Annotated in this window: 26 protein-coding genes; 7 read left to right on the top strand and 19 right to left on the bottom strand. The window is 69.5% G+C overall.

Features of this window, described 5'->3' with window-relative positions; all coding sequences use genetic code 11:
• Nucleotides 1-70: 70 nt before the first annotated feature.
• The 7 genes from pdeM to ACODTB_RS24430 form a co-directional block, all read right to left on the bottom strand.
• Nucleotides 71-733: a ligase-associated DNA damage response endonuclease PdeM gene (gene pdeM, locus ACODTB_RS24460; protein WP_291112389.1), complete on the bottom strand. Its 663-nt coding sequence runs from the start codon at nt 731-733 to the stop codon at nt 71-73.
• A complete protein-coding gene (locus ACODTB_RS24455) occupies nt 726-3,194 on the bottom strand; it encodes a ligase-associated DNA damage response DEXH box helicase (RefSeq protein ID WP_291112391.1) in 2,469 nt (822 codons plus the stop codon). Before ACODTB_RS24455 ends, pdeM begins: the two co-directional genes overlap by 8 nt.
• 15 nt (nt 3,195-3,209) lie before the next feature.
• The gene (locus tag ACODTB_RS24450) at nt 3,210-3,458 is read right to left on the bottom strand and encodes a hypothetical protein (protein ID WP_291112392.1); all 249 of its coding nucleotides are present in this window, start codon (nt 3,456-3,458) and stop codon (nt 3,210-3,212) included.
• A gap of 58 nt (nt 3,459-3,516) precedes the next feature.
• Nucleotides 3,517-4,602, bottom strand: a complete 1,086-nt coding sequence (locus ACODTB_RS24445; RefSeq protein ID WP_291112394.1) for a phospholipase D-like domain-containing protein — start codon at nt 4,600-4,602, stop codon at nt 3,517-3,519.
• 83 nt (nt 4,603-4,685) lie between these two features.
• Nucleotides 4,686-6,248, bottom strand: coding sequence for an ATP-binding protein (locus ACODTB_RS24440; protein ID WP_291112396.1), 1,563 nt, complete (start codon nt 6,246-6,248; stop codon nt 4,686-4,688).
• A complete protein-coding gene (locus tag ACODTB_RS24435) occupies nt 6,245-7,747 on the bottom strand; it encodes an ATPase domain-containing protein (protein ID WP_291112398.1) in 1,503 nt (500 codons plus the stop codon). The genes ACODTB_RS24440 and ACODTB_RS24435 overlap by 4 nt, the downstream gene beginning before the upstream one ends.
• Nucleotides 7,748-7,904: 157 nt before the next feature.
• Complete coding sequence (locus ACODTB_RS24430) at nt 7,905-8,198, bottom strand: DUF1330 domain-containing protein (RefSeq protein WP_291112400.1); 294 nt, start codon at nt 8,196-8,198, stop codon at nt 7,905-7,907.
• A gap of 89 nt (nt 8,199-8,287) precedes the next feature.
• Here ACODTB_RS24430 and ACODTB_RS24425 point away from each other — a divergent pair, with 89 nt between their 5' ends.
• The gene (locus tag ACODTB_RS24425) at nt 8,288-8,515 is read left to right on the top strand and encodes an RNA-binding protein (protein WP_291112401.1); all 228 of its coding nucleotides are present in this window, start codon (nt 8,288-8,290) and stop codon (nt 8,513-8,515) included.
• Here the strand turns inward: ACODTB_RS24425 and ACODTB_RS24420 are convergent.
• Both ACODTB_RS24420 and ACODTB_RS24415 read right to left on the bottom strand, forming a co-directional pair.
• Complete coding sequence (locus ACODTB_RS24420) at nt 8,505-9,149, bottom strand: FMN-binding negative transcriptional regulator (protein WP_291112403.1); 645 nt, start codon at nt 9,147-9,149, stop codon at nt 8,505-8,507. The genes ACODTB_RS24425 and ACODTB_RS24420 overlap by 11 nt on opposite strands.
• A gap of 9 nt (nt 9,150-9,158) precedes the next feature.
• The gene (locus tag ACODTB_RS24415; RefSeq protein WP_291112405.1) at nt 9,159-9,779 is read right to left on the bottom strand and encodes a LysE/ArgO family amino acid transporter; all 621 of its coding nucleotides are present in this window, start codon (nt 9,777-9,779) and stop codon (nt 9,159-9,161) included.
• A gap of 73 nt (nt 9,780-9,852) precedes the next feature.
• Between ACODTB_RS24415 and ACODTB_RS24410 the strand changes: the two genes are divergently transcribed.
• Complete coding sequence (locus ACODTB_RS24410) at nt 9,853-10,749, top strand: LysR family transcriptional regulator ArgP (protein WP_291112407.1); 897 nt, start codon at nt 9,853-9,855, stop codon at nt 10,747-10,749.
• Nucleotides 10,750-10,762: 13 nt separating this feature from the next.
• On the opposite strand, the gene ACODTB_RS24405 is transcribed toward ACODTB_RS24410, so the two are convergent.
• Entirely contained in the window at nt 10,763-11,938 is a 1,176-nt protein-coding gene (locus ACODTB_RS24405) for a putative sulfate/molybdate transporter (RefSeq protein WP_488929829.1), read from the bottom strand.
• Nucleotides 11,938-12,696 (bottom strand): IclR family transcriptional regulator, encoded by a 759-nt coding sequence (locus ACODTB_RS24400; RefSeq protein WP_291112410.1) that lies wholly within the window; start codon nt 12,694-12,696, stop codon nt 11,938-11,940. The genes ACODTB_RS24405 and ACODTB_RS24400 overlap by 1 nt, the downstream gene beginning before the upstream one ends.
• Nucleotides 12,697-12,803: 107 nt before the next feature.
• Between ACODTB_RS24400 and ACODTB_RS24395 the strand changes: the two genes are divergently transcribed.
• The 5 genes from ACODTB_RS24395 to ACODTB_RS24375 all read left to right on the top strand — a co-directional run bounded on the left by ACODTB_RS24395 (nt 12,804) and on the right by ACODTB_RS24375 (nt 17,220).
• Nucleotides 12,804-13,775, top strand: coding sequence for a Bug family tripartite tricarboxylate transporter substrate binding protein (locus tag ACODTB_RS24395; RefSeq protein ID WP_488929828.1), 972 nt, complete (start codon nt 12,804-12,806; stop codon nt 13,773-13,775).
• A 24-nt stretch (nt 13,776-13,799) separates the two neighbouring features.
• A complete protein-coding gene (locus tag ACODTB_RS24390) occupies nt 13,800-14,486 on the top strand; it encodes an RraA family protein (protein ID WP_488929827.1) in 687 nt (228 codons plus the stop codon).
• Entirely contained in the window at nt 14,483-15,418 is a 936-nt protein-coding gene (locus tag ACODTB_RS24385) for a hydroxyacid dehydrogenase (RefSeq protein WP_291112415.1), read from the top strand. The genes ACODTB_RS24390 and ACODTB_RS24385 overlap by 4 nt, the downstream gene beginning before the upstream one ends.
• A gap of 93 nt (nt 15,419-15,511) precedes the next feature.
• On the top strand, nt 15,512-15,763 hold the full coding sequence (locus ACODTB_RS24380; RefSeq protein WP_488929826.1) for a hypothetical protein: 252 nt from the start codon (nt 15,512-15,514) through the stop codon (nt 15,761-15,763).
• Nucleotides 15,764-15,777: 14 nt separating this feature from the next.
• A complete protein-coding gene (locus ACODTB_RS24375) occupies nt 15,778-17,220 on the top strand; it encodes an ankyrin repeat domain-containing protein (RefSeq protein WP_488929825.1) in 1,443 nt (480 codons plus the stop codon).
• Between the two features lie 38 nt (nt 17,221-17,258).
• Here the strand turns inward: ACODTB_RS24375 and ACODTB_RS24370 are convergent, their stop codons facing one another.
• The 8 genes from ACODTB_RS24370 to ACODTB_RS24335 all read right to left on the bottom strand — a co-directional run bounded on the left by ACODTB_RS24370 (nt 17,259) and on the right by ACODTB_RS24335 (nt 24,142).
• Nucleotides 17,259-17,540, bottom strand: coding sequence for a hypothetical protein (locus tag ACODTB_RS24370; protein ID WP_291112423.1), 282 nt, complete (start codon nt 17,538-17,540; stop codon nt 17,259-17,261).
• A 335-nt stretch (nt 17,541-17,875) separates the two neighbouring features.
• On the bottom strand, nt 17,876-18,676 hold the full coding sequence (locus ACODTB_RS24365; RefSeq protein WP_291112425.1) for an amino acid ABC transporter permease: 801 nt from the start codon (nt 18,674-18,676) through the stop codon (nt 17,876-17,878).
• Nucleotides 18,673-19,335, bottom strand: coding sequence for an ABC transporter permease subunit (locus ACODTB_RS24360; protein ID WP_291112427.1), 663 nt, complete (start codon nt 19,333-19,335; stop codon nt 18,673-18,675). The genes ACODTB_RS24365 and ACODTB_RS24360 overlap by 4 nt, the downstream gene beginning before the upstream one ends.
• Nucleotides 19,336-19,338: 3 nt before the next feature.
• Nucleotides 19,339-20,241: a glutamate ABC transporter substrate-binding protein gene (locus ACODTB_RS24355; protein WP_291112429.1), complete on the bottom strand. Its 903-nt coding sequence runs from the start codon at nt 20,239-20,241 to the stop codon at nt 19,339-19,341.
• A 58-nt stretch (nt 20,242-20,299) separates the two neighbouring features.
• Nucleotides 20,300-21,238, bottom strand: coding sequence for a CysB family HTH-type transcriptional regulator (locus tag ACODTB_RS24350; RefSeq protein ID WP_488929824.1), 939 nt, complete (start codon nt 21,236-21,238; stop codon nt 20,300-20,302).
• A 7-nt stretch (nt 21,239-21,245) separates the two neighbouring features.
• The gene (locus ACODTB_RS24345; protein WP_291115396.1) at nt 21,246-22,514 is read right to left on the bottom strand and encodes an FCSD flavin-binding domain-containing protein; all 1,269 of its coding nucleotides are present in this window, start codon (nt 22,512-22,514) and stop codon (nt 21,246-21,248) included.
• A 28-nt stretch (nt 22,515-22,542) separates the two neighbouring features.
• Nucleotides 22,543-22,851 (bottom strand): c-type cytochrome, encoded by a 309-nt coding sequence (locus tag ACODTB_RS24340; protein WP_291115331.1) that lies wholly within the window; start codon nt 22,849-22,851, stop codon nt 22,543-22,545.
• Nucleotides 22,852-22,984: 133 nt separating this feature from the next.
• Nucleotides 22,985-24,142: an O-acetylhomoserine aminocarboxypropyltransferase/cysteine synthase family protein gene (locus tag ACODTB_RS24335; RefSeq protein WP_488929833.1), complete on the bottom strand. Its 1,158-nt coding sequence runs from the start codon at nt 24,140-24,142 to the stop codon at nt 22,985-22,987.
• Nucleotides 24,143-24,326 lie beyond the last annotated feature (184 nt).

Genomic DNA, 24,326 nt, shown 5'->3' with positions numbered 1-24,326 from the left:
TGCGGAAAACGGATATCGGCGCACGGTGGAGGAAAAAACCGTCGCCGCCCGGTGAATCTGACAGACGTTTTTACCGATTCCGGGTGGGCGTGGGTCCCATGTCCAGCAGCTGCGCCTCCATGCAGGCGAAGCGCGCCTGTGCCTCCCGCACCAGCCAGCCGCCGGTGAAGAGGGAGAACGCGGGCAGCACCAGTTGCCGTTCCGTCAGGGCGAAGGCGGGGAAGCGGCCCCGGAAGCCGGGCACGTTCACCACCGGGTGCACGTGGCCGCAGACCGTGAAGTGGGCGCCGGTGTCACGGCCTTCGCCCGGTGCGTGCGCGAAGCGCAACGGGCCGTCGTCCAGCGGTTCGCGGCCGTGCGGGATGCCCAGCCCCGCGCGCGCCGCCGCCCGGTCGTGGTTGCCTTCGACGAGCCGCATGTCCAGCCCGGCGTGGCGAGCGCGGAAGCGGGCCCATTCCTCGCGCCAGCGCGTGTCCACGCGCGGGCCATGCAGCAGGTCGCCCAGCACCCAGAGCGAGGCCGCGCCGCTGCGTTCGATGAGCGCCGTCAGTCGCTCCAGGTCGTGGCGCGTGCCGCCGGTGGGCAGGGCGATGCCGGCGGCGCGGAACGCGTCGTCCTTGCCCAGGTGCACGTCGGCCACCAGCAGGCGCCGCCGCGCCGGCCAGTACAGCGCGCGGTCGGCGAACAGGCGAACGGGCTCGCCGGCCAGCACCAGGTCGATGGTTTCAGCCATGGCGCGCCTGCAGTTGCTCGGCCGCGCGCCGCACCCGGGCCGACCAGTCTTCCGTGCTCAGCTCGCCGCGCACCGTCTCCGCCCACAGCGGAAACGACAGCGGGGTCAGCGTGCGGGGCTGGCGCAGGTCGATCGTGCGCGCCGCGCAGCGCGTGAACGCGGCCGTGAGGGCCTGCACGTCCATCTGCGCCTCGAACACTTCGCGCACGGCCTGGGCCAGCAGCAGGTGATCCGGGTCGTGGCGCCGCAGAACGTCGAACAGCAGGCCGCTGGAGGCCTGCAGTTGCCGCGCGCTGCGCTGTGCGCCGCCGGGCAGCGAGGGCATGAGCATGCCGGCCACGCGGGCGATCTCGCGGAACTGGCGGCGCGCCATCTCGGTGAGATTCAGGCCTTCGTGCAGGTCGTCGAGCAGATTCGCCGGCGCGAGCAGCCGGGCCAGGAGGTCCGCGTCCACCGGCGCGGGCTGCGAGGCATTCAGCACGAAGCCGTAGTCGTTCACCGCGTACAGGAACGTGTTGGGCGCCAGGCGCCCCCAGCGCAGGGCGAACAGCGCGGCCATGCCTTCGTGCACCGTGCGGCCCGCAAAAGGGTAGACGAACAGCGACGCGCGACCCCGCGTGCGCACCGTCTCCACCAGCAGGGTCTGCGGCGTGGGCAGGGCCGAGACGCGCGCCTGCAGGTCCAGCAAGGGGGCCAGGGCGCGCAGTTCCGGGCTGTCGCGCGGGCCGTCGAGTACCGCCTCCATGGCCGCGCCCAGTTCGGTGGACAGCGGCATGCGCCCACCCTGCCAGCGCGGCACGGCGGCGCTCAGGCCCTTGGCCATGCGCACGTAGGCCGTCATCTGGTCCACCGCCACCAGCTCCAGCGTGCGGCCGGCGAACTGGAAACGGTCGCGCGGGCGCAGCCGGGCGATGAAGCTTTCCTCCACCGAACCCAGCGAAGCGCCGCGCAGAAACCGCACCGCCACCGCGCCGTCGGCGGTGATGGTGCCGATGGACAGCCGGTGGCGCAGCGCCACGCGCCGGTCCGTCACGCGGTAGACGCCGTCGTCGCCGCGCACCGCGCGGTGGAAATCAGGGTAGTTCTCCAGAGCCTGGCCGCCGCGTTCGATGAAGCGCAGCACGCCCGCCCATTGCGTGTCGCTCAAGGCGGCGAAGGCGTGTGTGCCGCGCACCTCGGCGAGCAGCGCGTCCGGCTCGAAGCCGCCGCCCAGCGCCAGCGTCACGCAGTGCTGCGACAGCACGTCCAGCGACAGGCGGGGCGGGCGCCGGGCCTCGATCTCGCCGGCCGCGATGGCCTTGCGCGCGGCGGCGAACTCGGCCAGTTCCAGCGCGTGCGTGGGCACGCCGTGGACCACGCCGGCCTCGCCGGGCCGGTGGTTGGCGCGGCCGGCGCGCTGCAGCAGGCGCGCCAGGCCCTTGGGGCTGCCCACCTGCATCACCCGTTCCACGGCGGGAAAGTCCACGCCCAGGTCCAGGCTGGAGGTGGCCACCACGCAGCGCACGCTGCCGTCGCGCAAGCCCTGCTCGGCGGCCAGGCGCAGTGCCGTGTCCAGCGAGCCGTGGTGCAGGGCCAGGGTGCCTGGCGCTTCCAGCCAGATCGACGACAGCGCGCGGTGCCACAGCTCGGCCTGCGCGCGCGTGTTGGTGAACAGGATGGCGCTGCGCGCGCCGGCAATCAGCTGCATCACCCGCTCCAGCTGCGACAGGCCCAGGTGGCCGGCCCAGGCGAAGCGCTCGCCGTGCTCGGGCAGCAGCGTCTGGAGCACCAGGCCCCGGCGCCGCGCGCCGCGCACCACCGGCGCGCCGGGCCGGTGCGGCAGCAGCACGTCGCGCGCTTCGTCCAGGTTGCCCAGCGTGGCCGAGAGGCCCCAGGTCACGGCCGTGGGCGCCAGCGCCCGGATGCGCGCCAGCGTGAGTTGCAGCAGCACGCCGCGCTTGTTGCCCAGCAGCTCGTGCCACTCGTCCACGATCACGCCACGCAGCCCCGTGAGCAGGGCCGCCGTCTCGGGATAGGACAGCATCAGGGCCAGCGACTCGGGCGTGATCACCAGCACCTCGGCCAGGCCCTGGCGGGCCAGGCGCCGATCGCGCGAGCTGGCGTCGCCCGTGCGCTTGGCCACCGTCCAGGGCAGGCCCAGGGCTTCCAGCGGCGCGCTCAGGGCCTGGGTGGTGTCGGTGGCGAGGGCGCGCAGCGGTGTCACCCAGAGCAGGCGCAGGCGCGGGGTGTGCGGCGCAGGAACCGCCTCGCGCAGGCCGTCGAGCAAGGCGCCGCCCAGCGCCGCCAGGGTCTTGCCGCTGCCGGTGGGGGTGACGAGCAGGCCCGACTCCCCGCGCTGCCAATGGCGCCACACCTGCCGCTGGAACGGGGCCGGGGACCAACCCTGGGCAGCGAACCACGCGAGCAGCGCTGCGCCGGCCGCGCGGGTGCGGACAACCGGTGGGCGTGGGCTCAGGGTCACCCGGTCGTCAGGGCATCAAACGGCATCGCCACCCCTGTCCGCGCCGCGCGGTTCGTCCACCGGGCGGTACGGCACCTCGGCCGGCGCGTGGTCTTCCTCGGGTGTTTCGGCGTCGCGGTAGGCGCCCCGCTGGTTCTGTTCCAGGTGGGGGTCGTCGCTGCTGCCCAGCGGCGCGTGGTCGCGGCCCCGGCCAAAGTCGCCCTGGGGCTGGCGCGAGGAGGCCCGCACGGCGACGGGGCGCTTGCTGTCTTCAGGTCGGGTCATGTCTGTCCTTTCTGTTCGTGCGCGGAGCCCGGGCAAGGCGCGTACCCGGGCTTTGCCTTCAAGCGGGCACGATCGCCTCGTGCAACTGCACCGCGTGCCCTGTCGCCTGATGGAAGACCGCTTCCAGCGACGCGGCGAACTCGGTGTCGTCCACGATCAGTTCGGTCCCTTCACCCACCTTTGCGCCCGGCACGTCGACCGCCAGGCTCGACCAGCTGCCATCCACGACGGCGTGGCAGGGGAAGGGGCAGCTGTCGTCCGCGCGGTACACGCGCGCCCCGACGCTCAGAAGGTCGGCGCAGCGTGCCTGCCACCGCCAGCCCAGCGCATGCCGGTGCACCACCACGGTCACCCCCACGCCGCTGGCGCCTGCCGCGAGCAGGGCCTTCATCAGGCGGCGCGAGGGCGCGCGCTCGACCATGCTCACGACCACCTGGGCGCGTGCCCGCTCGATCTGTTCGACCAGGGATTGACCTTCCTGCATCGGCGTGCCGCCCACAGCGGGTGGCACCGCCAGCCCCATGTGCGCCCGCCCGACCGCGATCAAGGGAGGAAAGTAGTTCGCCTGCGGCAGGCGCGTGGCGGCGCTGGACGCATGCCAGCTTTCCAGAAAGAGGCGCTGAAAGCGCTGCACCACGGGCCCTCGCACCCGCACATGGGGGCCGAAGCTGCAGAGGTCCGGCGAGCGGATGCCCGGCCCGCACCAGGCCACCTCGCCATCCACCACCGCCAGTTGCCGGTGCGTGGCGCGCAGGCGGCGGTCCAGCCAACCGCGCCAGCCGCGCCGGGGGTGGTCCTCGTTCAGGGTGATGCCCGCCTCGCACAGGCGAGAGAGCGCGTCGGTCGATCGCGCCATGTCCAGCGTGCGCGCGATGACCTGCACGCGCACGCCCTTGCGGCATTGTTCGGCCAGGCAGCCGATGATGTCGTCGCCGAGCCCCGGCGCCTGCAGCAACGCCGCATCCAGATTGATGTGGTTCACCGCGCGCGTCAGGGTGCCCAGCAAGGCCGCCCGGACTTCCTCGGTGTGGTCGAAAAGATCGGCCTGGTTGCCGCCCAGCAGGCGCTCGCCGGGCTCTTCGTCCGCGTCGGCGGCCACGGTGGCTGTGTCGGGGCCGAAAGGGGTGAATGCAGGCTGTTTCATGCGCTGCGCGGGCAAGAACGGTGCCCGCTCGCAGCGCCCGGCCCGCCGGCCGGCGTGAAAGAAGCTGGCGCCCTCGGCTCCTGTCACGGCGTGTTCCCCGCGTGGCTGGCCTCCAGCAGCGCGCTGAGCTGCGCCAGTTCCGCCGGCTTGATGAGGTGGTGGTCGAAGCCGGTGGCCATGATGCGATCGCGGTCGGTGGCCTGTCCCCATCCGGTGAGCGCGACCAGCACCGTGTCCGCCAGCGCGCTGTCCGCGCGCACCAGCGCGGCGAGTTCGTAGCCGTCCCGCACGGGCATGCCGATGTCGACGAAGGCGATCGTCGGCACACACGCCTTCATCGCGGCGAGCGCCTCGTCCACGCCATAGGCCACGGCCGAGCTGGCGCCCATCAGCCCGAGCAGTTCGGCCAGCGAGTCCGCCGCGTCGCGGTTGTCGTCCACCACCAGCGCGCGGTGGCCCAGGCCGGCCTGCCCGTAGGCCGCCAGTGTGGGTGTCTCCACCTCCGCCGCTTCTTCGGACACCAGCGCAAGCTCCACCGTGATCGTGGTTCCCTGGTTGATGCCTGCGCTGCTGGCCGTCACCCTGCCACCATGCAGCTCGACCAGACTGCGCACCAGCGTCAGACCGATGCCCAGGCCGCCCTGCGCCGCGCTGGAGGTGTCGCTGACCTGCACGAACATGTCGAACACCGAGCCGAGCATGGCCTGTGGAATGCCCACGCCCGAGTCGCTGACCTGCACGCTCGCGGTGTGCCCATCGGAGCGCAAGGCCACCTCGATGCGCCCCTTCGGCGGGGTGAATTTCGCGGCGTTGTTGAGCAGGTTGGCAAACACCTGGGTCAGCCGAACCGCGTCACCGTTGACGGTGCAGGGCAGCGCCGGCAGGTCCAGCACCAGCTCGTGGCGGCCCGTCGCGAGCAGCGGCTTGCTGAGTTCGGCGGCGTCGCGCACCACGCGGTCCAGCGCCACCGGCGCCAGGCGCAGCTCGATCTTGCCCCGCGTGATGCGCGAGACCTCCATCAGGTCGTCGATGAGGCGCACCATGTGCGTGACCTGCCGGTCCATCATGGCGTAGAGGCGCTGGGCCGTGGCTTCGTCGGGCTGCTTCTCCGCGAGGATGTTCAGGGACGTGCGCAGCGGCGCCAGGGGGTTGCGCAGCTCGTGCGCGAGCGTGGCGAGGAATTCGGTCTTGCGTTGATCGGCCTCGCGCAGGCCCTCCAGCGTGGCCCTGAGCTGGTACTGGCGGCGGCGCGCCGCCAGCGCTGTGCGCACCGTGCTCACCAGCGACGAGACGCGCATGGGCCGCTCCAGCACGGTGAGGTTGGCCAGCTGTTCCAGTGCATCGGTGATGGCGATCGACTCCACACCCGACCGCGCCACCACGATCACCGGCACGTCGGACCACGCGGGTTGCGCCCGCAGCGCCAGCATGACGCGCCCGAATCCCTGATCGGCCAGGATCTCCTCGGCGATCAGCACGGCCGCCGCGCCCACCGCCATCTCCCTGGCCAGCTCGGCGGCGTCCGCGCAGGACTCGGCCTCGATGCCCACGCGCGCCAGCACCCGGGTCACCATCGCGCCGTCCTTGGCCGTGACCATCCGCAGCAGCACGCGCAGTTCGGGGGAGCGTGCCTTCACCTGGCTCATGCGGCGGGCTGGTCTGGGTCTTCGACGGGCACCGGCACGCCGGTGAGAATGCCGCGGAACTCGCGCAGCGGCGGGCCCACGGAAAGCCCGTCGGCCGTGATCTGGAAACGGCGGATGCTGCGTTCGTGCGCGCCCCCTCGCTTCTTCACCACCGAGATCGCCTGCCGCACCTCGCCTTCGGTCTCGTAGTAGCGCAGCAACACCACCGAGTCGGCCAGGTAGCTCGCGTCCACCGGCGACTGCATCTGCGCGCCGATCAGCCCGGTCTGCGCGCCGATGAGCAGGGTGGCCACGCCCGACTGGCCGAGGAAGGTCAGCAGCTCGTGCAGCTGCACGATGAGGAAGCGCTCGTCCGGCATGGCATTCAGGTAGCCGTTGAGGCTGTCGATCACCACCACCTTGGCGTGGTGTTCCGTGACCGCCTGCCGGATCTCGTGCACGAACTCGCCCGGCGAGAGTTCGGCGGGATCGATCTGCCGCAGCCGGATGCGACCCGAGGCGATGTGCTTCGAGACCGGCATGCCCAGGCCGTCGGCGCGCATGCGCAGGGTGGCGATGCTCTCGTCGAAGATGAACAGGGCCGCGCATTCGCCGCGCTCGGCGGCCGCCACCGCGAACTGCATGGCCACGCTGGACTTGCCCGTGCCTGGCGCGCCCACCAGCAGCGTGCTGGTGCCGCGCTCGGCACCCCCACCGAGCAGGGCGTCCAGCGCCTCCAGGCCGCTGGGCAGCTGGGACTGGTCGGCCTCCTCCACGTGTTCGGCGGCCACCAGCCGGGGAAACACCACCAGGCCGCCGCGCACGATCTTGTAGTCGTGGTACCCGCCCCGGAACGACTGGCCCCGGTACTTGAGCACGGAGAGCCGGCGCCGGGCGCCGCCGTAGTCCGGGTTGATCTGTTCCAGGCGCAACACCGCGTGAGAAATGCTCTGCACCTGAAGGTCGTGTTCCACGGCGGTCATGTCGTCGAGCAGCATCACGGTGCAGTTGCGCCCCGCGAAGAACTGCTTGAGCGCCAGGATCTGGCGGCGGTAGCGCAGCGAATTGCCGGCCAGCAGCCGCAGCTCCGACAGCGAGTCGAACACCACCCGCGAGGGATTGATGCGTTCCACCTCCTTCAGGATGCGGATGGTCGTCTCGCCCAGCTCCACCTCGGAGGGATGGAACACCGTGTACTGCTCTTCGGGCGACAGCGAGTCCTGCGAGGGCAGCATCTCGCGGACCTCCATCCCCTTCAGATCCCAGCCGTGGGACTGCGCCACACCCTGAAGCTCATCAGAGGTCTCCGACAGCGTCACGTACAGCACCGCTTCACCCAGGCGCACACCCTCCATGAGGAATTGCATCGCGATGGTGGTCTTGCCCGATCCGGGCGTGCCCTCCACCAGATACAGGCGGCCGGGCGTCAATCCCCCACCGAGCACGTCTTCCAGACCGGGCACGCCGGTGCGCAGCAAAGAAGCGGGGGTCTTGTCGGAGGGCGGTGCAGAAGGGTTCATGGCGGGCCGCAGGAAGAGAGGAGAGGAGGGTCGACCCATCTTCCCACAGGCACAGCGATGCACCAACCCGACGGGGGCCACGAATCACAGCCGGTTACAACTGCGTTCACGCTGCCCGGGCCTCCGGCGAGGCCACGCCCCCGTGGCTTTCTGCTATCTATTCCATCGCTTCGACGATGCGGATATCCCGTTCCGCGCCGTTGCCCAGGGCCTTCAGCGCCCGCTGGTACTCGGGGCTGTCGTGCGCCCCGGTGGCTTGTGCCACGCTGTCGAATTCGATCAGCACCGCGCGCTGATGAACCGCGGCCTCGTACACCTGCGCCGGCATGCCGCGCGCCAGGAAACGCCCGCCTGCCGCCTGGATGGCGGGGCCGGCCAGCTTGGCGTATTCCGCCAGGGCGTCGGGGTTGCTGATGGAGCGGTAGGTGGCTATCCAATAAGCCTTCGGCATGGTGGTCATTCCTTGTGGGTGGAGAGGGCGCTGCAGCAGGACGCTGGCAAGGTGCGCAGCCAGTTGCAACTTCAACACCATAGCAAGAAATGACGTCTGCCTTCACGCTCCGGACTTTCTGGGCCCTGAATCTGTGGGGTGGCTGCGTCTTCGCTTTCAACGAGGCCCCGCCCCTCGGCCAGAGCGTGGGTGGCAAGGTGGCGACCCTTTCAACCCCGGTCCACTACAACCGGAGCGGGCCCTCCGCCGGCACGTCGCAGCAGATGTTCAAGAACGTGGCGGCGGCGGCCAGCTGCGTGCGCCGCTTCAACCCCTGACGCCGAGGGCCCGGGCCACCAGGCCGGCCATCGCCTGGGCCTCGTCGCGCGGGTCGGCGCGCAGGGCGCTCACGGTGCCCAGCCGGTCCGGCAGGTCTTCGTCCTGGCTGGCCTTGAGCTTGCCTTCGAGCCGCCCGATCGGAATCTCCACCCCCACGATGGCGCGCAGCATGCGGTCGATGTAGTCGGCCGGTGCGTCGCCCACGCGCCATGGGGCAGGGCGGCCGGCCTCGTGCGTGGCCGTGAGCCGGTTCAGCACGTCCAGCAGCCAGTCCCGGTCGTCCACCGCGCGCGCGATGCCGTGCGCGTGCGCCACCGTGTAGTTCCAGGTCGGCACCACCTTGCCGTGGTCCGCCTTGCCGGGGTACCAGCCAGGGGAGATGTAGGCCTGCGGCCCCTGGAACATCACCACCGACGGCGCGGCCGTGTTCAGCTGGCGCCAGATCGGGTTGGCCCGCGAGACATGGCCCACCAGCGTGCCGAATTCGCCCCGGTTCCAGTCCAGCAGAAAGGGCACATGGTTCGCCACCAGGCCGCCCTCGGTCTGGCACACCCAGGCGCCCAGCGGGTGCGCTTCCATCAGGCCGAAGATCGCCTCGCGGTCGTCGAGGGCGTGGTGCTTTGAAACGTACATGGTCTCTCCTCAGGCGCTGGTGAATGCATGGCGCACCAGCAGCGCCGCGAGCACCCCCATGGTGATGCCGATCAGCCCGTCCAGCACCTGCCACGCGCGGGGCCGCGCGAACCAGGGCGCCAGCCAGCGCGCGCCAAAGCCCAGCAGCCCGAACCAGCACAGGCTGGCCGTGCTCGCCCCAGCCACGAACCAGCCGCGCAGTGCGGCCGGTTGCTGGGCGCCGATGCTGCCCACCAGCAACACCGTGTCAAGGTACACATGGGGGTTGAGCAGCGTGAACGCTGCCGCCTGTGCCACGGCCGCGCCCCGGCTCAGGCCCTCGCCGCCATCGGCGGCATTCAACTGCTGCGGCTGGCGCGCGCGCTGCAAGGCGCGCCAGCCGTACAGCGCGAGAAAGGCCGCGCCCGCCAGCGCCAGCGCCCGCGCCAGGCCGGGGCTGTCGCGCAGCGCCTGCGCCATGCCCAGCACGCCGGCCGTGATCAGCACCGCGTCTGCCACGGCGCAGAAGAGCACCACGCTGCCCACGTGCTCGCGGCGCAGGCCCTGGCGAAGCACGAACGCGTTCTGCGCGCCGATCGCCACGATCAGGCCCAGGCTGAGCACCAGGCCTTGAATGAATGTTGTCGTCATGCCGCGAGATTGCCAGCGCATGGCGGTGAAGGCAAACTGTCTTTCCTGAATCCGATGAAGAAAAACTGAATCCATGCTCGACTACGCCTCCCTGTCCGCTCTGGCCGCCGTGGTGCGCGAAGGCAGCTTCGAGCGCGCCGCGCGCGCGCTCCACGTGACGCCCTCGGCCGTCTCGCAACGCATCCGGCTGCTGGAAGAGCGCGTCGGCTGCGCGCTGGTGGTGCGTGGCCAGCCCTGCGAAGCCACCGACACCGGTCGGCGCCTGTGCCAGCACGTGGACCGCGTGAGCCTGCTGGAGCTGGAGCTGCAAGGCTCGCTGCCCGCGCTCGCGCCCGACGGCCTCGCGCGCGTGGCGTTGCCCGTGGCGGCCAACGCCGACAGCCTGGCCACCTGGTTCGCTCCCGCCGTGGCCGCGTTCGCGGCAGAGGCGCCGGTGCTGATGCAGGTGGCCGTGGACGACGAAGACCACACGGCCGACTGGTTGCGCAGCGGCGCGGTGCTCGCGGCCGTGACGGCCACGGCCCGGCCCGCCGTCGGCTGCAACAGCCGCCCCCTGGGCACCATGCGCTACCTCGCCACCGCCAGCCCCGCGTTCGTGAAGCGCCACTTTCCCGACGGCATCGGCGCGGGCAGCCTCGCAAAGGCGCCCAGCCTTGTCTTCAACCACAAGGACGAGCTGCAGGCGCGCTGGGCCCGGCGCCTGTGCCACCGCCACGTGGAGCTGCCCCGGCACACCCTGCCGTCGCCGCATGCCTTCGTCACGGCGGCGCTGGGGAGCATGGGCTGGGGCCTGCAGCCCGAGGTGATGGTGCGCGCCCACCTGAAGTCGGGCGCCTTGGTGGAGCTGGTGCCTCACACCCCGCTGGATGTGCCCTTGCACTGGCAACAGGCGCGCGCGGCCTCCACCCTTCTGGACGAACTCACGCGGCAGGTGTCGCGCGCCGCGGCGGCGGCCTTGCGGCCGTCCTGAGCCCCTGGCGAACTCAGAACCGCAGCCACCCGCGCCGCGCGAGCTGGTGCAGTGCCAGCCCCACGGCCAGGCCGATGGCCACGTTCCACAGGCACAGGCCGGCCGTGGCCAGCACCACCAGGCGGTCGCTTCTGGCCGCACCCAGCGCGCCCGCGCCCAGCGCCAGTTGCGCGCCGGTGAAGAACAGAATGACGCCCAGCACCGCCGGCGGAAAGAGCTGGAACAGCACATGCACCGAGTCGCTGAGGAACAGCGCCAGCGCCAGCAGCACGGCGCCCAGAATGACCACCGCCCCGCCAGTGCGCGCGCCAAAGGCCACGTGGCCCGCCATGCCCCCCGCGCCGTGGCACATGGGCACGCCACCCACGGCCGAGCTGAACAGGTTCATGAGGCCGGTCGACACCGCCACCTTCTTCTCCGTCACCGGCGCGTGAGGGAACAGGCGGTTGTTCTCCTCCTTGATCGCGATCACCGCATTGCCCAGCGTCAGCGGGATCTGCGGCAAGGCGAGAAACACGACGCCGATGAACAGGTCGTTCCACGACAGCGAGCCCAGGGCGAAGGTGGGCGTGGTCAGCTGCACGTTCGCATTCGCGAGCGCAGAGCCCAGGGCCGGGTTCTGGTACAGGCCCACCGCCGCGCCCAGGGCCAGCAGCACGAACATGGCGGGAATGGCACGGGTGCACATCAGCGCCAGCGTGACGGCGCCCGCCACGGCGGCCAGCACCCAGGCCGTCTGCATCATGCGCACGCCTTCGAGCATGAAGCCCAGGCCCAGCCCGAGCACGATGCCGGCCACCACGGTGGGCGGCACCAGGCGCGCGAGAGTGCGCGCCGCGCCCGTGAGCCCGAGCACGAGCCACACCGCGCCCGTCACCAGCGCCGCCGCCACCACGGTGCCGGGTGTGATCACCGCCGTCTGCGCCGCCTGCGCCACCGCCACCGCGCCAATGGCCTTCATGGGCTGCACCGGGAACGGTGTGCGGTAGTACAGACCGCAGACCAGCATGGCCACGCCGAACGCGAACAGCACGCCCGTCGGGTCCATCTTCAACACGCCGATGTAGGCCGCCAGAAACGGTATGAGCGTGCCCAGGTCGCCGAACGCGCCGGCCCACTCCATGCGATCGAAACGGTTGGCCGGTCGTGCCAGCGGCGCGGTGGTGTTGGTGGAAGGTTCGGAGCGCATCAGGGGTGCCAGTTTGACACCACCGGCGGCGTGTTCGCCGAGCGGCTGCCCGCGAGCGCATACGACAGTTCGTTGGCCGCGCGGATCACGTGCTTGGCGTATTTCTCCAGCCTGGGCTTCGTGAGCCGCGAGCCCGGCCCCGAGATGCACATGGAACCCAGCAACCGCCAGTTCAGCCCGAACACCGGCGCCGACACGCTCGACACCTCGGGCTCGCGCTCGCCCTGCGAGAGGTGGTAGCCGCGCTTGCGGATCTCTTCGTAGGGCTCGCCACGCTGCCCGCTGAACGCCAGGATCACGCGGCCCGGCGACCCCTTGTCCAGCGGCAGGCGCTCGCCGATGCGCACGTGGTGGCGCACCGCCTGCGCGCCTTCCACCCGGGCGATGCAGGCGCGGATGTTGCCCTCGCGCACGTAGAAGGTCGCGCTCTCGCCGGTGAGCTGCACGAGCTCGCGCAACACCGGCTCCACCGCGAAGTTCACGTCGAAGCCGCGCTGGTAGCGCGCGCCCAGCCAACCCGTGGCCGGCCCCAGCCGCCACTGGCCGTCCTCGGCCTGCACCATGTAGCTGGAGAGCGCGAGCGTGCGCGCCAGTCGCAGCGCCGTGGTCTTGTGCATGCCCGCGCGCCGGCTCATTTCCGCGAGCGACAGCGTGGCCTCGCCAGCCTGGAAAGTTTCCATCAGCGAGAGTGCCCGCGTCACCGCGTTGACACCCCCGGCAGCGGGTTCATCATCGTCTTTGGGAGGATTGCGCACCATGCACCTCGTTTCGTTCAGTGAAACGACATTGTACTGAGCGCAACTCCTCAATACAGTCCGGTCCCACGGCCAGCGTGGTTGGCTGAACACAACTGGAGACAAGCACCGTGATCATTTCCCGTCGCATCCTCGCCGGCCTCGCGCTGGCATCCGTATTCGTCACCACCGCCCATGCCCAGGCCTGGCCCAACAAGCCGGTGCGCCTGGTCGTGCCCTTTCCCGCGGGCGGCGGCACCGACCTGATCGGCCGCGAGGTCACGCAGAAGATCAGCGAGACCACCAAGTGGTCCTTCATCATCGACAACAAGCCCGGCTCGGGCGGCAACATCGGCATCGACAACGTGGCCAAGTCGCCCGCCGACGGCTACAGCCTGGTGCTCGGCCAGACCAGCAACCTCGCCATCAACCTCAGCCTGTACAGCAAGCTGCCCTACGACCCGGTCAAGGACCTCACGCCCATCTCCATGGTGGCCAGCGCGCCGCTGGCGCTCGTGGTCTCGGCGACCTCGCCCTACAAGACGTTCGCCGACCTCGTCGCCGCGGCCAAGGCCAAACCCGGCGCGCTGAACTTCGCCACCTCGGGCAACGGCACCGTGGCCCATCTGGCCATGGAGATGTTCCAGAAGGAAGCCGGCGTGAAGCTCATGCACGTGCCCTACAAAGGCGCGGCCCAGGGCATCAACGACGTGATCAGCGAGCGGGTGGAGGTCTATGTGTCGTCCATCCCCACGCTCATCGGCCACATCAAGAACGGCAAGATGCGCGCCCTGGCCGTGATCTCGCTCAAGCGCGTGGACGACCTGCCGCAGACGCCCACCATTGCCGAGTCCGGCTACAAGGGTTTCGAGGCCGTCACCTGGTTCGGCATCCTCGGCCCGGCCAACCTGCCCAAGGACATCACGGCCCGCCTCAACACCGAGATCAACAAGGCCCTGCAACTGCCCGCTCTGCAGAAACAGCTGAGCGACCAGGGCGCCGACGTGGCCGGCAGCACCCCTGAGGCCTTCGCCAAGCTCATCGGCGACGACATCGTGCGCTGGGGCAAGGTCGTCAAGGACTCCGGCGCCAAGCTCGACTGATTCATTTCCTTCAGGACCCCCACCGTGACCACCACTCCCGACATCCTGCGCGACTTCGAGCGCGTTCCCCCGCACGTCGTGCAACAGGCCGGTGCCTACCAGGCGGCCATCCTGGCCGACGTGGCCGGCCGGCGCGGCGCGCTGCACGGCCGCATCACCGCCCTTCGCCCCAGCATGAAAGTGGTGGGCACCGCCTTCACCGTGGAAGTGCGCCCCGGCGACAACCTCATGATCCACGCCGCCATGTCGCTCGCCCAACCCGGCGACGTGCTGGTGGTGGACGGCAAAGGCGACCAGACCGCCGCCCTCATGGGCACCATCATGATGACGGCTTGCCAGAAGCTCGGCATTGCCGGCGTGGTGATCGACGGCGCCGTGCGCGACTCGCTCGAGATCGAAGAGATGGGCTTCCCCGTGTTCAGCGTGGGCACCAACCCCAACGGCCCCACCAAGCTCGTGCCCGGCCGCATCGGCCACCCCATTTCCATCGGCGGTGTCACCGTGCACCCTGGCGACCTCGTGCTCGGCGATGCCGACGGCGTGGTGATCGTCGAGCGCGAGAAGATCGAAGCCCTGCTGCCGCTGGCCGAGAAAAAGGTGAAAGACGAAGCCGCGCGCATCGCCGCCATCCAGCAGGGCGACACGGCCGCCAAATGGCTCGACGCCGCGCTGCGCTCGGCCGGCGTGCTCAAGGAAGGGGAACGGCTGTGAGCCAGAAACCCGCGCTTCTCGTCACCGCCGCCGACCTGGCGCCGCAAGCGCTCGCGCTGCTCACCGACTTCGACATCGTCTACGCCGGCAAGACGCCCAGTGAACAGGACATCGTCGATCTCTGCCGGCAGCACGACCCCGTCGCCATCATCGTGCGCTACGGCAAGGTGGGCGCCGACGCGATTCATGCCGCGCCCTCGCTGCGCGTGATCTCCAAACACGGCAGCGGCACCGACACGATCGACAAGGTGGCCGCGAAAGCGCGCCAGGTCGAAGTGCGGGCGGCCGTGGGCGCCAACGCGGCGGCCGTGGCCGAGCAAGCCATGGCCCTGCTGCTGGCCTGCGCCAAGTCGGTGCCGGCCCTGAATGCCCGCATGCACTCGGGCCACTGGGACAAGGCCACGCACAAGAGCGTGGAGCTGGCCGGCCGCACCATCGGCCTCATCGGTCTGGGCGCCATCGGCCAGCGCTTCGCGCGCATGGCCAAGGCGCTGGACATGCGGGTGATCGGCTTCGACCCCTACGCGAGCCAGGTGCCGGCCGACATCGAGGTGGTGGACCTCGACACGCTCTGGCGCGAGTCCGACGCCATCTCGCTGCACTGCCCGCTGACCGACGACAACCGGGGCCTGCTCAACCGCGAGACCCTGGCGCGCTGCAAGCCCGGCGTGCTCATCGTCAACACCGCGCGCGGCGGCCTGGTGGACGAAGCCGCTCTGCTGGACGCCGTGCGCGCCGGCCATGTGGCCTCGGCCGGGCTGGACAGCTTCGCCATGGAACCCATGGTGGCCGAGCACCCGTTCCGCGACGAAGACCGCATCATCCTCAGCCCGCACATCGGCGGCGTGACGGCGGACGCCTACGTCAAGATGGGCGTGGCCGCCAGCGAGAACGTGCTGGCGGTGCTGGGTCGGGAGCGGTGCCCGGCCTGAACTCTCCCGTGTTTCGGCCCACTCTGAACAGCCCGGTGGGATCGTCTGTGTCGCAGGCGATCTCACCGGGTTTTTTCAACCATGGCACGCCGAATGATTTCTTCTCCCATTGCTTCCATCACCACCCCGTACACCGAACATCTTGAACAGCGGATCCATGCGCTGACCGACGATCAGGCGCGCGCGATCGGCGCCTGCAGGAGCCTGCAGGAATTCCTGCCCAGGGCCGTCGAGTTTCTCCGCCGTGAACTGACCGAGCGCAACGCGACCCAGATCGCGCGCTATCTGATGGGAAGCGGTGCATTGCCGGAAGGCCTCGATGCGCCCGACTGGCCGATCACCTGAACAAGGCGCGTTGGTTGCTCGCGCAAGGCGCTGATCTGCGGCGGGAGAACCCCGGGGGGTGGACCGCTCTTCGCCTTGCCGCGATCGACGCGAAGGGGGAAAAGATGTTGCGGCTCTTTCTGGAGCACGGCGTGGACCATGAAGACACGGCGCGCGCGCTGGATCACGCCATCCAACGCAGGTCCCCTCAGGTTTCCGTGCTGTTGGAGCACATCGATTTTCGCGGCGTGTCGGAAGACCTCCAGATGCAGGTCTTGACGTCTGTCGTGCGGCAGCGCAACAGCGAAACCTATGAATTGCTGCTGCGGCGCGGTGCCGACCCCAGGGTGTTCCTGAACCGCGTGGACGCGCTGGTCCCACCGCTCGACAAGGCGGATGCCCTTTGCCTGGACACCTTGCGCATGGCGGCATGGTGTGGGGATGTCGAGATGCTCCAGGCGCTTTCCCGTCAGGGCTTCGACCTGCTGACTCCTCTGAACGAACTCGGTGAAAACGCGCTGCACGGTGCCGTGGACAGAGGGCATCTGGGCATGGTGGACTTTCTGCTCGGTGGCGATCGCGCGGCGGAGTGGGTGAACGCACAGAACCACCTGGGGTTCGGGCCCTTGCATTTCGTCAACCGGGGCCGGCTGGACATGGCCGGTCTTCTGCTGCGGCATGGCGCCAACGTCAATCAGGGCGGTGTGACCAAACTGACCCCCCTGATATGGGCCGTGTCGCGCGAGGACGAGCCGATGGCAGGGCTTTTGCTGGACCATGGCGCCCTGTGTACACCCGATGCGGTGCATCTTCGCAACCCGCTTCATTGGGCTGTGGTCGAGGGGGGCTCCCTGGATCTGGTGACGAGACTGCGTGGCAAGGTGGACATCAACGCCAGGGATGGGGCCCAACGCACGCCATTGATGCTTGCCGTGGAGGAGAGTCGGCTGGACCTGGTGCGCTATCTGTTGGACGAGGGTGCCGAGATCAACCTTCGGGACCATCTGGGCAACACCGCGCTCCATCTGGCGGGGGGCTTTGAGCAAAAAGGCATCGCACAGCTGTTGAAGGCCCGTGGGGCCGATGAAACCCTGCGGAACAACGCCGGGGTGGCCGCCGAGCGGGCGGGAGGGCGCACGGCCGTGGGTTCGCCCCAGCCAGAACAGCTGCTGAGCCGTGCGCGGCAGCGAGACCCCTCCGAAGCCGATCTGGTTCAGGTGATGCGCCGGCAGGGCGACGGTGTGCCGGAGGTCGGCCCGGATGTCGTGGGCGTGGACTGGCGCCACGAAGACCTGTGCGAGCTGCCACCCGGATTGCACGAACGCGGTCTTCGTGAAGACGACTGGCTCAACATCACGGACGGCACCGGCATCACCGAGCAATACAGGGTGGTGCGGCGCGACGAAGACGGGGAGCGTGTGCCGCAGCAGCGCGCTGACCCGTCCTCGCCGAGCCTCCTGCTGCGGCGCCAGGGTTGAAGTTCAGCCTTGAAGGGATCTCCTGTCGGGCTGACGCATCAGCGATGCGGCTTCTTGTGCTTGTCCGCCAGGGCCTGCAGGGCCAGCAGCGTGTCGAACAGCGCAATGAGACGCTCGTTCGCCTCGTCGTTGAGCGCCTTTCTGCGCTGCTCGTCCGCCGCCAGAGCGACGTGGTGGTCGTAATGCCTCTCCAGCGTGACGCCCACTCGGAGGAGGCGATCGAAGGCTTGGCGGGTGAGGGCGGAGACTTCGTCCGCGAAGGGGGTGGGGCGCAGGCGAGCGAGCGCGTTGCGCAGGGAGAGAGGAACGTTGATGGCCATGTTGGGGCCTCCCGGGGATGCGGTTTGCAACAACCGCCGCCCCTCTTGTGGAGGGGCGGCGGCCCGAACGGGTGGTCTTACCGTGAAGCTCCCTGCGGGAACCGGCTAGCCCGAAGGCTCCCGCCCGGGCCGCCAAAAAAGGGGGGCACAAGCGAAAAGCCGCAGACTCTGCGGTTGCGTAGATCCTGCGGCTTTTACCGCAGAGAGCTTCGAGCGGGCGACCAAACCCGATCACGCCTTTTTTTGACGTGACGGGCGGAGTATAGCCAGGGGGGCGGCCCAGGTGGCCGTCCGCGTGCGGGCGGCTGCGGCAGGCAGGCAGGCGTTTCTGATGCTCAATGCACCGGCTGCCCAAGCCGCTTGCTGGCCTTCGAAATCGCGTAGTTCACCAGGCAGTACAGCGCCGCGACCACGAGGTAAACGGGCACCAGCGAGTGGTAGTTGGCGATGAGCACCTTGGCGTTCTGCATCAGTTCACCATAGGTGACGACGTAGCCGAAGGTGGTGTCCTTGACCACGATGACCAGTTGCGCCACCAGGGCCGGGACGATGTAGCGAAGGGCCTGGGGAAAGACGACGGAGAAAAAGACCTGGGCTTCGGTCAGCCCCAGGCTTCGCGCGGCATCGGTCTGGCCGCGCGGCACGGCGAGCACGCCCGCGCGGTACACCTCGGCCACCACGGCAGCGGTGCTCAGGCCGACGGGCAGGGTCAGCATCCAGTAGGTGCTCAGCTTGATCCCGGCCGATGGGAGCACCAGGAAACACACGTAGATGAGCAGCAGCGTCGGCGTGCCACGCAGGAACTCGATGGCCGCGATGCTCGGCCAGCGCACGAGCCGCGTCCGCGCCAGGCGCCCCAGCAACAGCAGCAGCCCGAGGGCCAGCGCGATGGCGGCGGCCATGGCCGCCGAGGCCATGGTGCCGAGCAGGCCTTTGGCCAGGAAGGCCCAGGTCGTCGGCCAGGCGAAGAAGTTCCAGAACCGGGCGTCAAGCTGCCCGGCCGTGTGAAACCGGAACACGATGCCTGCGGCCAGCAGGAGCAGCACGGCTGCGGCGATCGCACTGACCACCCGTGTGACGGTCTGGGTCTGCGGGCTTGGCGAACCAAACAGAATCTCTTCCAGAGAGCGGCTCATCGCAGGATCCGCACCTTCTTTTCCAGGGCGGCACCCGCCCAGGCGATGAGCAGGCCCGTCGCCACGTACATCGCGGCGGCCACGGCGAACGCGGCCATGCCGGCGGCGGCGTCGTTGGCGAGCTTGGAGACGAGCGTGGTGAGTTCGCGGCCCGGAAACGGCACCTGCGATGCCAGCGAGGTCGACAGCATCAGCGCAATGAGCAGCGAGGTCATGGGCTGCACCACCGCACGCAGCGCCTGGGGCAACACCACGTCGGTGACGATGCGCATGGGCCGCATGCCCAGGCTGAGTGCGGCTTCGGCCTGGCCGCCCGGCACGGTGTTGATGCCCGTGCGCAGGTAGTCCGCCGTGAACGCGGAGCAGACCAGCGTCAAGGTCAGGACCACGGCGGGCTCATAGTCGATCAGGACGTTGAGATCGGGCAGCGCGAACACGATGAAGATCAGCAGCGCCACGCTGGGGATGTTGCGGAAGATCTCGACGTAGACGGTCAGGACGAAGCGCAGCGGCGGCAGCGGCAGGAGCCGCAGCACCGTCACCGCCATGCCCAGCAGGAAGCCGGGCACGAACGACATCAGCGTGAGTTTCCAGGTCAGCAAAAGGGCCTGCCCGAAGGCAGGCCCATGGTCGGCCAGGAGCCGGGCAATCTCGCCCATTGTTCAGGGGATGGCGGGCGGTGTGGGAACGGCGGTGCTGCCGGTGCGCTGTCCGATGGAGATGGTCCAAAGCTTGGCCCAGGTGCCGTCAGCCTGCACCTTCTTCAGGAAGGCGTTGACGAAGGCCACGCCGTCCGAGCTTTTGGGCAGGCCGATGCCGTAGGGGTCTTGCGCGCCAAAGGGCGCGCCCGCCAGCTTCGCGTCGCCGGTGCCGAGGCTCAGGGCGTTGAGCAGCAGCGTGTGGTCGGTCACGTAGGCCTCCACGCGGCCCTGGCGCAGGGAGTCGAGGGCTTCCTGGTGGGTCTGGAACTCCTGCACCACCGCCTTGGGCGCGTGCTGCGCCAGGATCGCGGGCCCGGTGGAGCCTGCCTGCGTGGCGACCTTCTTGCCGGCCAGGTCGTTGTGCGACTGGATGGTGTTGTTGTTCGCCTTGACCAGCACCCCGGCCTGCGAGGTGTAGTAGGGGCCCGCGAACGAGATCTTCTCGGCGCGGGCGGGGGTGATGGAGTAGGTGGCGAGCACCAGGTCCACCTGGTTGTTGATGAGCACCTGCTCGCGCGTGGACGAGGTCACCTGCGTGAACTGGTATTTGGCCCCATCGCCCAGGATGTAGCGGGTGAGCAGCTGGGCCAGGCCGGCGTCGAAGCCGCGCATCTTGCCGTCCTTCTCGTTGAGCAGCGAGAAAAGGTTCGAGGTCTGCGTGCCGCCCAGGCGCAGCGTGCCGGCCTGCTTGATCTTGCTGGCCCAGGTGCTGGCTGCGATGGTCTCGGCGCTGGCGACGGGGCCCTGCGCCACCAGCGCGTCGAACGCGGCGGCGTTGATGGGCGTGCCCTGTGCGAACAGCGACCCGCCGGTGACGATCGACAGTGCCACCACGGTGGATTTCAGAAGGGATTTGATCGGCATGCGGTCCTCTTGGGTGGTGTGTTACGGCGATCAATATATAGCAGTTGGGGAAGCCCCTTCACAGGGTCACGATCTCGTCGTTCAAGGCCTCTTCCACGATCTGCCGTGTGAGGCTGGGCGCGAAGTTCTCGATGAAGCTGTAGGCGTAGCCGCGCAGCCAGGTGCCGCGCCGCACGGCGAGGCGGGTCACGTTGATCTCGAACAGGTGCCGCGCGTCCAGCGCGTGCAGGTGGCGGTCGCGGTCGGGGTCCACCGCGATGCTGGCCACGATGCCCACGCCCATGCCCAGTTCCACGTAGGTCTTGATCACGTCCGCGTCCATCGCGGTGATGACCACGTTGGGCTGCACGCCCTGTTTCTTGAACGCGTCGTCGATGTGAGAGCGCCCGGTGTAGCCCAGGTCGTAGGTGATGATGGGGTGCTCGGCCAGCTGCTGCAGCGAGAGCGGGCCCTCCACCCGCAGCAGCGGGTGGCCGTGCGGCACCACCACGCTGTGTGTCCAGCGGTAGCAGGGCAGGGTGACCAGCTGCGGGTAGGTGGCCAGCGCCTCGGTGGCGATGCCGATGTCGGCCTCGCCCGCGATCAGCATCTCGGCCACCTGCTTGGGCGAGCCCTGGTGCAGGTTGAGCGTGACCTGCGGGAACAGCGCGCGGAAGTCGCGCACGGCGTGCGGCAGGGCGTAGCGCGCCTGCGAGTGCGTGGCGGCGATGGACAGGCCGCCCTCCAGGCGCGAGACGAATTCCTTGCCGGCCGAGCGCAGGTTGTCGGCCTCCTGCAGCAGGCGCTCCACGATGGGCAGCAGCGTCTGCCCCGGCCCGGTGAGGCCGGTGAGGCGCTTGCCCGCGCGGGCGAAGATGGTCACGCCCAGCTCCTCCTCCAGCTCGCGGATCTGCCGGCTCACGCCGGGTTGCGAGGTGTAGAGCATGGCGGCGACCTCGGTGAGGTTGTAGCCGCAGCGCGCTGCCTCTCGAACCGATCTGAGTTGCTGGAAGTTCATGGTGTTGTCAGAGCAAGGCGTCTGCCCAGATATTGCGGGCCCAGGATCGGGCGTACTGGCCTTCGAGGGCGTTGGCGGTCGGGGTGAGGCCGCCCGCGCCGTTCACGGCCACCAGGGTTTTCTGCTCGGTGTTCCACTTGTGCACCGAGGCGACGTGAACCACGTCGGTGTCGCTGACGAAGCTGTAGCAGGTGTTGGCGATGATGGGTTCGGCGTTCACCGGCCGGCCCTGGATGAGCGCGATCACCGCGTCCGCCGCCACTTTGGCGTGGTTGTTGGCCATGAAGCCGGACTTGGGCATGCCCGGGGCCGACAGCGTGGCGTCGCCCAGCACGTGGATGCCCGGGGCCACGGTGGACTCGAAGGTCTGGAAGTTGACGCCGCACCACTTGTTGTTGGCGGTGATGAGCCCGGCGGTCTGTGCGATGCGGCCGGCCTGCTGCGGCGGCACCACGTTGAGCACACCCGCGCGCACGGTCTCGAACTGCAGTTCCACCGCGCGGTTGGCCGCGTCCACGCGCACGATCTCGCTGTTGGGCTTGTATTCGACGATGCCGGGGTAGAGCTCGTTCCAGGCCTTGAGGAACAGGGCCTTCTTGGAGGTGATGTCCGGGTTGGCGTCGAGCACCAGCACCTTGCTGCGCGGCTTGTGCTGCCTGAAGTAGAAGGCCACTTGCGCGGCGCGCTCGTAGGGGCCGGGCGGGCAGCGGTAGGGCGCCTTGGGGATGTGCAGGGCGTACACGCCACCGTCGGGCAGGGCTTCGAGCTGTTGGCGCAGGGCCACGGTCTGCGGGCCGGCTTTCCAGGCGTGCAGCACCTGGCTTTGCGCTTCGGCGCTTTGCAGGCCGGGCACCTGGTCGAACTGGAAGTCCACGCCGGGCGAGACGATGAGGCGGTCGTACTTCAGCGTGTCGCCGCGCGCCAGGCGCACTTCCTTCCGGGCGGCGTCGATGGCGGTGGCTTCGTCGCGCACCACGCGCACACCGTGCTTTTTCTGCAGGGCGTCGTAGCCGGTGGTGAGGTTCTCGATCTTTTCCGTGCCGCCGAGCACGAGGTTGCTCAGCGGGCAGGAGACGAAGGCGGCTTCGCGTTCGACCAGCACCACCTCGATCTCGGGCGCCCATTGGCGGATGTACTTGGCGGCGGTGGCGCCGCCGAAGCCGCCGCCGATGACGACGACGCGGGCCTTGGGGGCGGACGAGACCGAGGCGCAGCCCGGCATGGCGAGGGCGGCCACGGTGCCGCCGGCGGCGGCGAGGAAGTGGCGGCGTTGCAGCAGTTGCTTCATGGGGTACTCCTTGTTGTTATTTGGGCTGGCGCGAGAAGTGGGCGGCCAGGCGCTCAAGCTCGGTGTCGGTGTAGCCCTTGGCGTGCTGGTGCATCACGGTGGCGGGCAGGGTGCCTTGCTTGTAGGCCAGCAGCTTCTGCAGCAGCACCGCCTTGTCCTGGCCGGCGATGGCGGGGATGGCGCTGTTGCTCTTGCCGTCGGTGCCGTGGCAGGCCGCGCACGAGGCGGCCCAGGCGCGGGCCTGGAGGTCGGGCGCGGTCTGTGCCTGCGCGGTGCCGCCCAGCAGTGCGAGCGTGGCGGCCGCCAGGCCGAGGGTTCGTTTCATCGTGGGGTCTCCGTGTTTTCAGGTGATGGTTGAGTGAGATGTCTTGCTCCTGGGCTCCCGAGGATCCGGCTTTGCCGGTCCCAGGGTGCGCCCCCCTTGAGGGGGGTGGCGCCGAAGGCGACGCGGGGGGTGTTCATACGCTTTCCAGGGCCTGGTCGAGGTCGGCCAGCAGGTCGTCGATGTGTTCGATGCCGATGGACAGGCGCACCGCGTCTTCGGGCACGCCGGACTTGGCCAGTTCTTCGGGCGAGAGCTGGCGGTGCGTGGTGGAGGCTGGGTGGGTGGCGAGCGACTTGGCGTCGCCGATGTTCACCAGGCGGGTGAAGAGCTGCAGCGCGTCGAGGAAGCGCGCGCCGGCCGCACGGCCTTCGCCGGCGGCGGCTTTCACGCCGAAGGTGAGCAGGCCCGAGGCATGGCCGCCCAGGTATTTCAGGGCGAGCGCGTGGTCCGGGTGGCTGGGCAGGCCGGCGTAGTTCACCCAGCCCACCTTGGCGTGCTGTTCCAGGTGCTTGGCCACGCGCAGGGTGTTGGCGTTGATGCGGTCCAGCCGCAGCGAGAGCGTTTCGATGCCCTGCAGGATCAGGAAGGCGTTGAAGGGCGAAATGGCCGCGCCGGTGTTGCGCAGCGGCACGACGCGCGCGCGACCGATGTAGGCCGCCGGGCCCAGGGCCTCGGTGTAGACCACGCCGTGGTAGCTCGGGTCGGGCTCGTTCAGGCGCTTGAAGCGGGCCTTGTGCTGGCCCCAGGGGAACTTGCCGGAATCGATGATGGCGCCGCCGATGCTGGTGCCGTGGCCGCCAAGGTATTTCGTGAGCGACTGCACCACGATGTCGGCACCGTGTTCGATCGGGCGCAGCAGGTACGGCGAGGCAACGGTGTTGTCCACGATCAGCGGCACGCCGTGTTTGTGCGCGATGGCGGCGACGGCCGCGATGTCGGTGATGTTGCCCTGCGGGTTGCCGATGGACTCGACGAAGATGGCCTTGGTGCGCGCGTCGATCAGCGGCTCGAAACTGGTCGGGTCGCGGTGGTCCGCGAAGCGCGTGGTGATGCCGAACTGCGGCAGCGTGTGCGCGAAGAGGTTGTAGGTGCCGCCGTAGAGCGCGGTGCTGGAGACGATGTTGTCGCCCGACTCGGCGATGGTCTGGATGGCGTAGGTCACGGCCGCCTGGCCGGAGGCCAGCGCCAGCGCGGCGATGCCGCCTTCCAGCGAGGCGATGCGCTGTTCCAGCACGTCCTGCGTCGGGTTCATGATGCGCGTGGAGGGCCTGCTCGCCCCATTTTTCCAAATGCGAGCGAGGTCAAAACAGCGCCAATCGAGGCGCAGCGCGACGGCCAGACTGGAGGTCTGGCCTAGAGATGCAACGAAGAGTGGCGCTGTTTTGACCTCGCTCCCTTCGGGTTGCGGCCAAAAAAGCCCTGCGCCGCGTTGCGAAGCCTCGCCGGGCCACCGGCCCGTCTGCGTTTCGCGCCTT

Source organism: Hydrogenophaga sp. FG152 (assembly GCF_057809615.1).
Note: the sequence above shows the minus strand (reverse complement) of the source record. Positions and strands in the feature narration are given on the sequence as shown.

What these genes read in the sequence shown, in the direction of transcription:
- pdeM (WP_291112389.1), bottom strand. Translation starts at nt 733, where the DNA reads ATGGCTGAAACCATCGACCTGGTGCTGGCCGGCGAGCCCGTTCGCCTG.
- ACODTB_RS24450 (WP_291112392.1), bottom strand. Translation starts at nt 3,458, where the DNA reads ATGACCCGACCTGAAGACAGCAAGCGCCCCGTCGCCGTGCGGGCCTCC.
- ACODTB_RS24445 (WP_291112394.1), bottom strand. Translation starts at nt 4,602, where the DNA reads ATGAAACAGCCTGCATTCACCCCTTTCGGCCCCGACACAGCCACCGTG.
- ACODTB_RS24440 (WP_291112396.1), bottom strand. Translation starts at nt 6,248, where the DNA reads ATGAGCCAGGTGAAGGCACGCTCCCCCGAACTGCGCGTGCTGCTGCGG.
- ACODTB_RS24435 (WP_291112398.1), bottom strand. Translation starts at nt 7,747, where the DNA reads ATGAACCCTTCTGCACCGCCCTCCGACAAGACCCCCGCTTCTTTGCTG.
- ACODTB_RS24430 (WP_291112400.1), bottom strand. Translation starts at nt 8,198, where the DNA reads ATGCCGAAGGCTTATTGGATAGCCACCTACCGCTCCATCAGCAACCCC.
- ACODTB_RS24425 (WP_291112401.1), top strand. Translation starts at nt 8,288, where the DNA reads ATGACGTCTGCCTTCACGCTCCGGACTTTCTGGGCCCTGAATCTGTGG.
- ACODTB_RS24420 (WP_291112403.1), bottom strand. Translation starts at nt 9,149, where the DNA reads ATGTACGTTTCAAAGCACCACGCCCTCGACGACCGCGAGGCGATCTTC.
- ACODTB_RS24415 (WP_291112405.1), bottom strand. Translation starts at nt 9,779, where the DNA reads ATGACGACAACATTCATTCAAGGCCTGGTGCTCAGCCTGGGCCTGATC.
- ACODTB_RS24410 (WP_291112407.1), top strand. Translation starts at nt 9,853, where the DNA reads ATGCTCGACTACGCCTCCCTGTCCGCTCTGGCCGCCGTGGTGCGCGAA.
- ACODTB_RS24405 (WP_488929829.1), bottom strand. Translation starts at nt 11,938, where the DNA reads ATGCGCTCCGAACCTTCCACCAACACCACCGCGCCGCTGGCACGACCG.
- ACODTB_RS24400 (WP_291112410.1), bottom strand. Translation starts at nt 12,696, where the DNA reads ATGGTGCGCAATCCTCCCAAAGACGATGATGAACCCGCTGCCGGGGGT.
- ACODTB_RS24380 (WP_488929826.1), top strand. Translation starts at nt 15,512, where the DNA reads ATGATTTCTTCTCCCATTGCTTCCATCACCACCCCGTACACCGAACAT.
- ACODTB_RS24370 (WP_291112423.1), bottom strand. Translation starts at nt 17,540, where the DNA reads ATGGCCATCAACGTTCCTCTCTCCCTGCGCAACGCGCTCGCTCGCCTG.
- ACODTB_RS24365 (WP_291112425.1), bottom strand. Translation starts at nt 18,676, where the DNA reads ATGAGCCGCTCTCTGGAAGAGATTCTGTTTGGTTCGCCAAGCCCGCAG.
- ACODTB_RS24360 (WP_291112427.1), bottom strand. Translation starts at nt 19,335, where the DNA reads ATGGGCGAGATTGCCCGGCTCCTGGCCGACCATGGGCCTGCCTTCGGG.
- ACODTB_RS24355 (WP_291112429.1), bottom strand. Translation starts at nt 20,241, where the DNA reads ATGCCGATCAAATCCCTTCTGAAATCCACCGTGGTGGCACTGTCGATC.
- ACODTB_RS24350 (WP_488929824.1), bottom strand. Translation starts at nt 21,238, where the DNA reads ATGAACTTCCAGCAACTCAGATCGGTTCGAGAGGCAGCGCGCTGCGGC.
- ACODTB_RS24340 (WP_291115331.1), bottom strand. Translation starts at nt 22,851, where the DNA reads ATGAAACGAACCCTCGGCCTGGCGGCCGCCACGCTCGCACTGCTGGGC.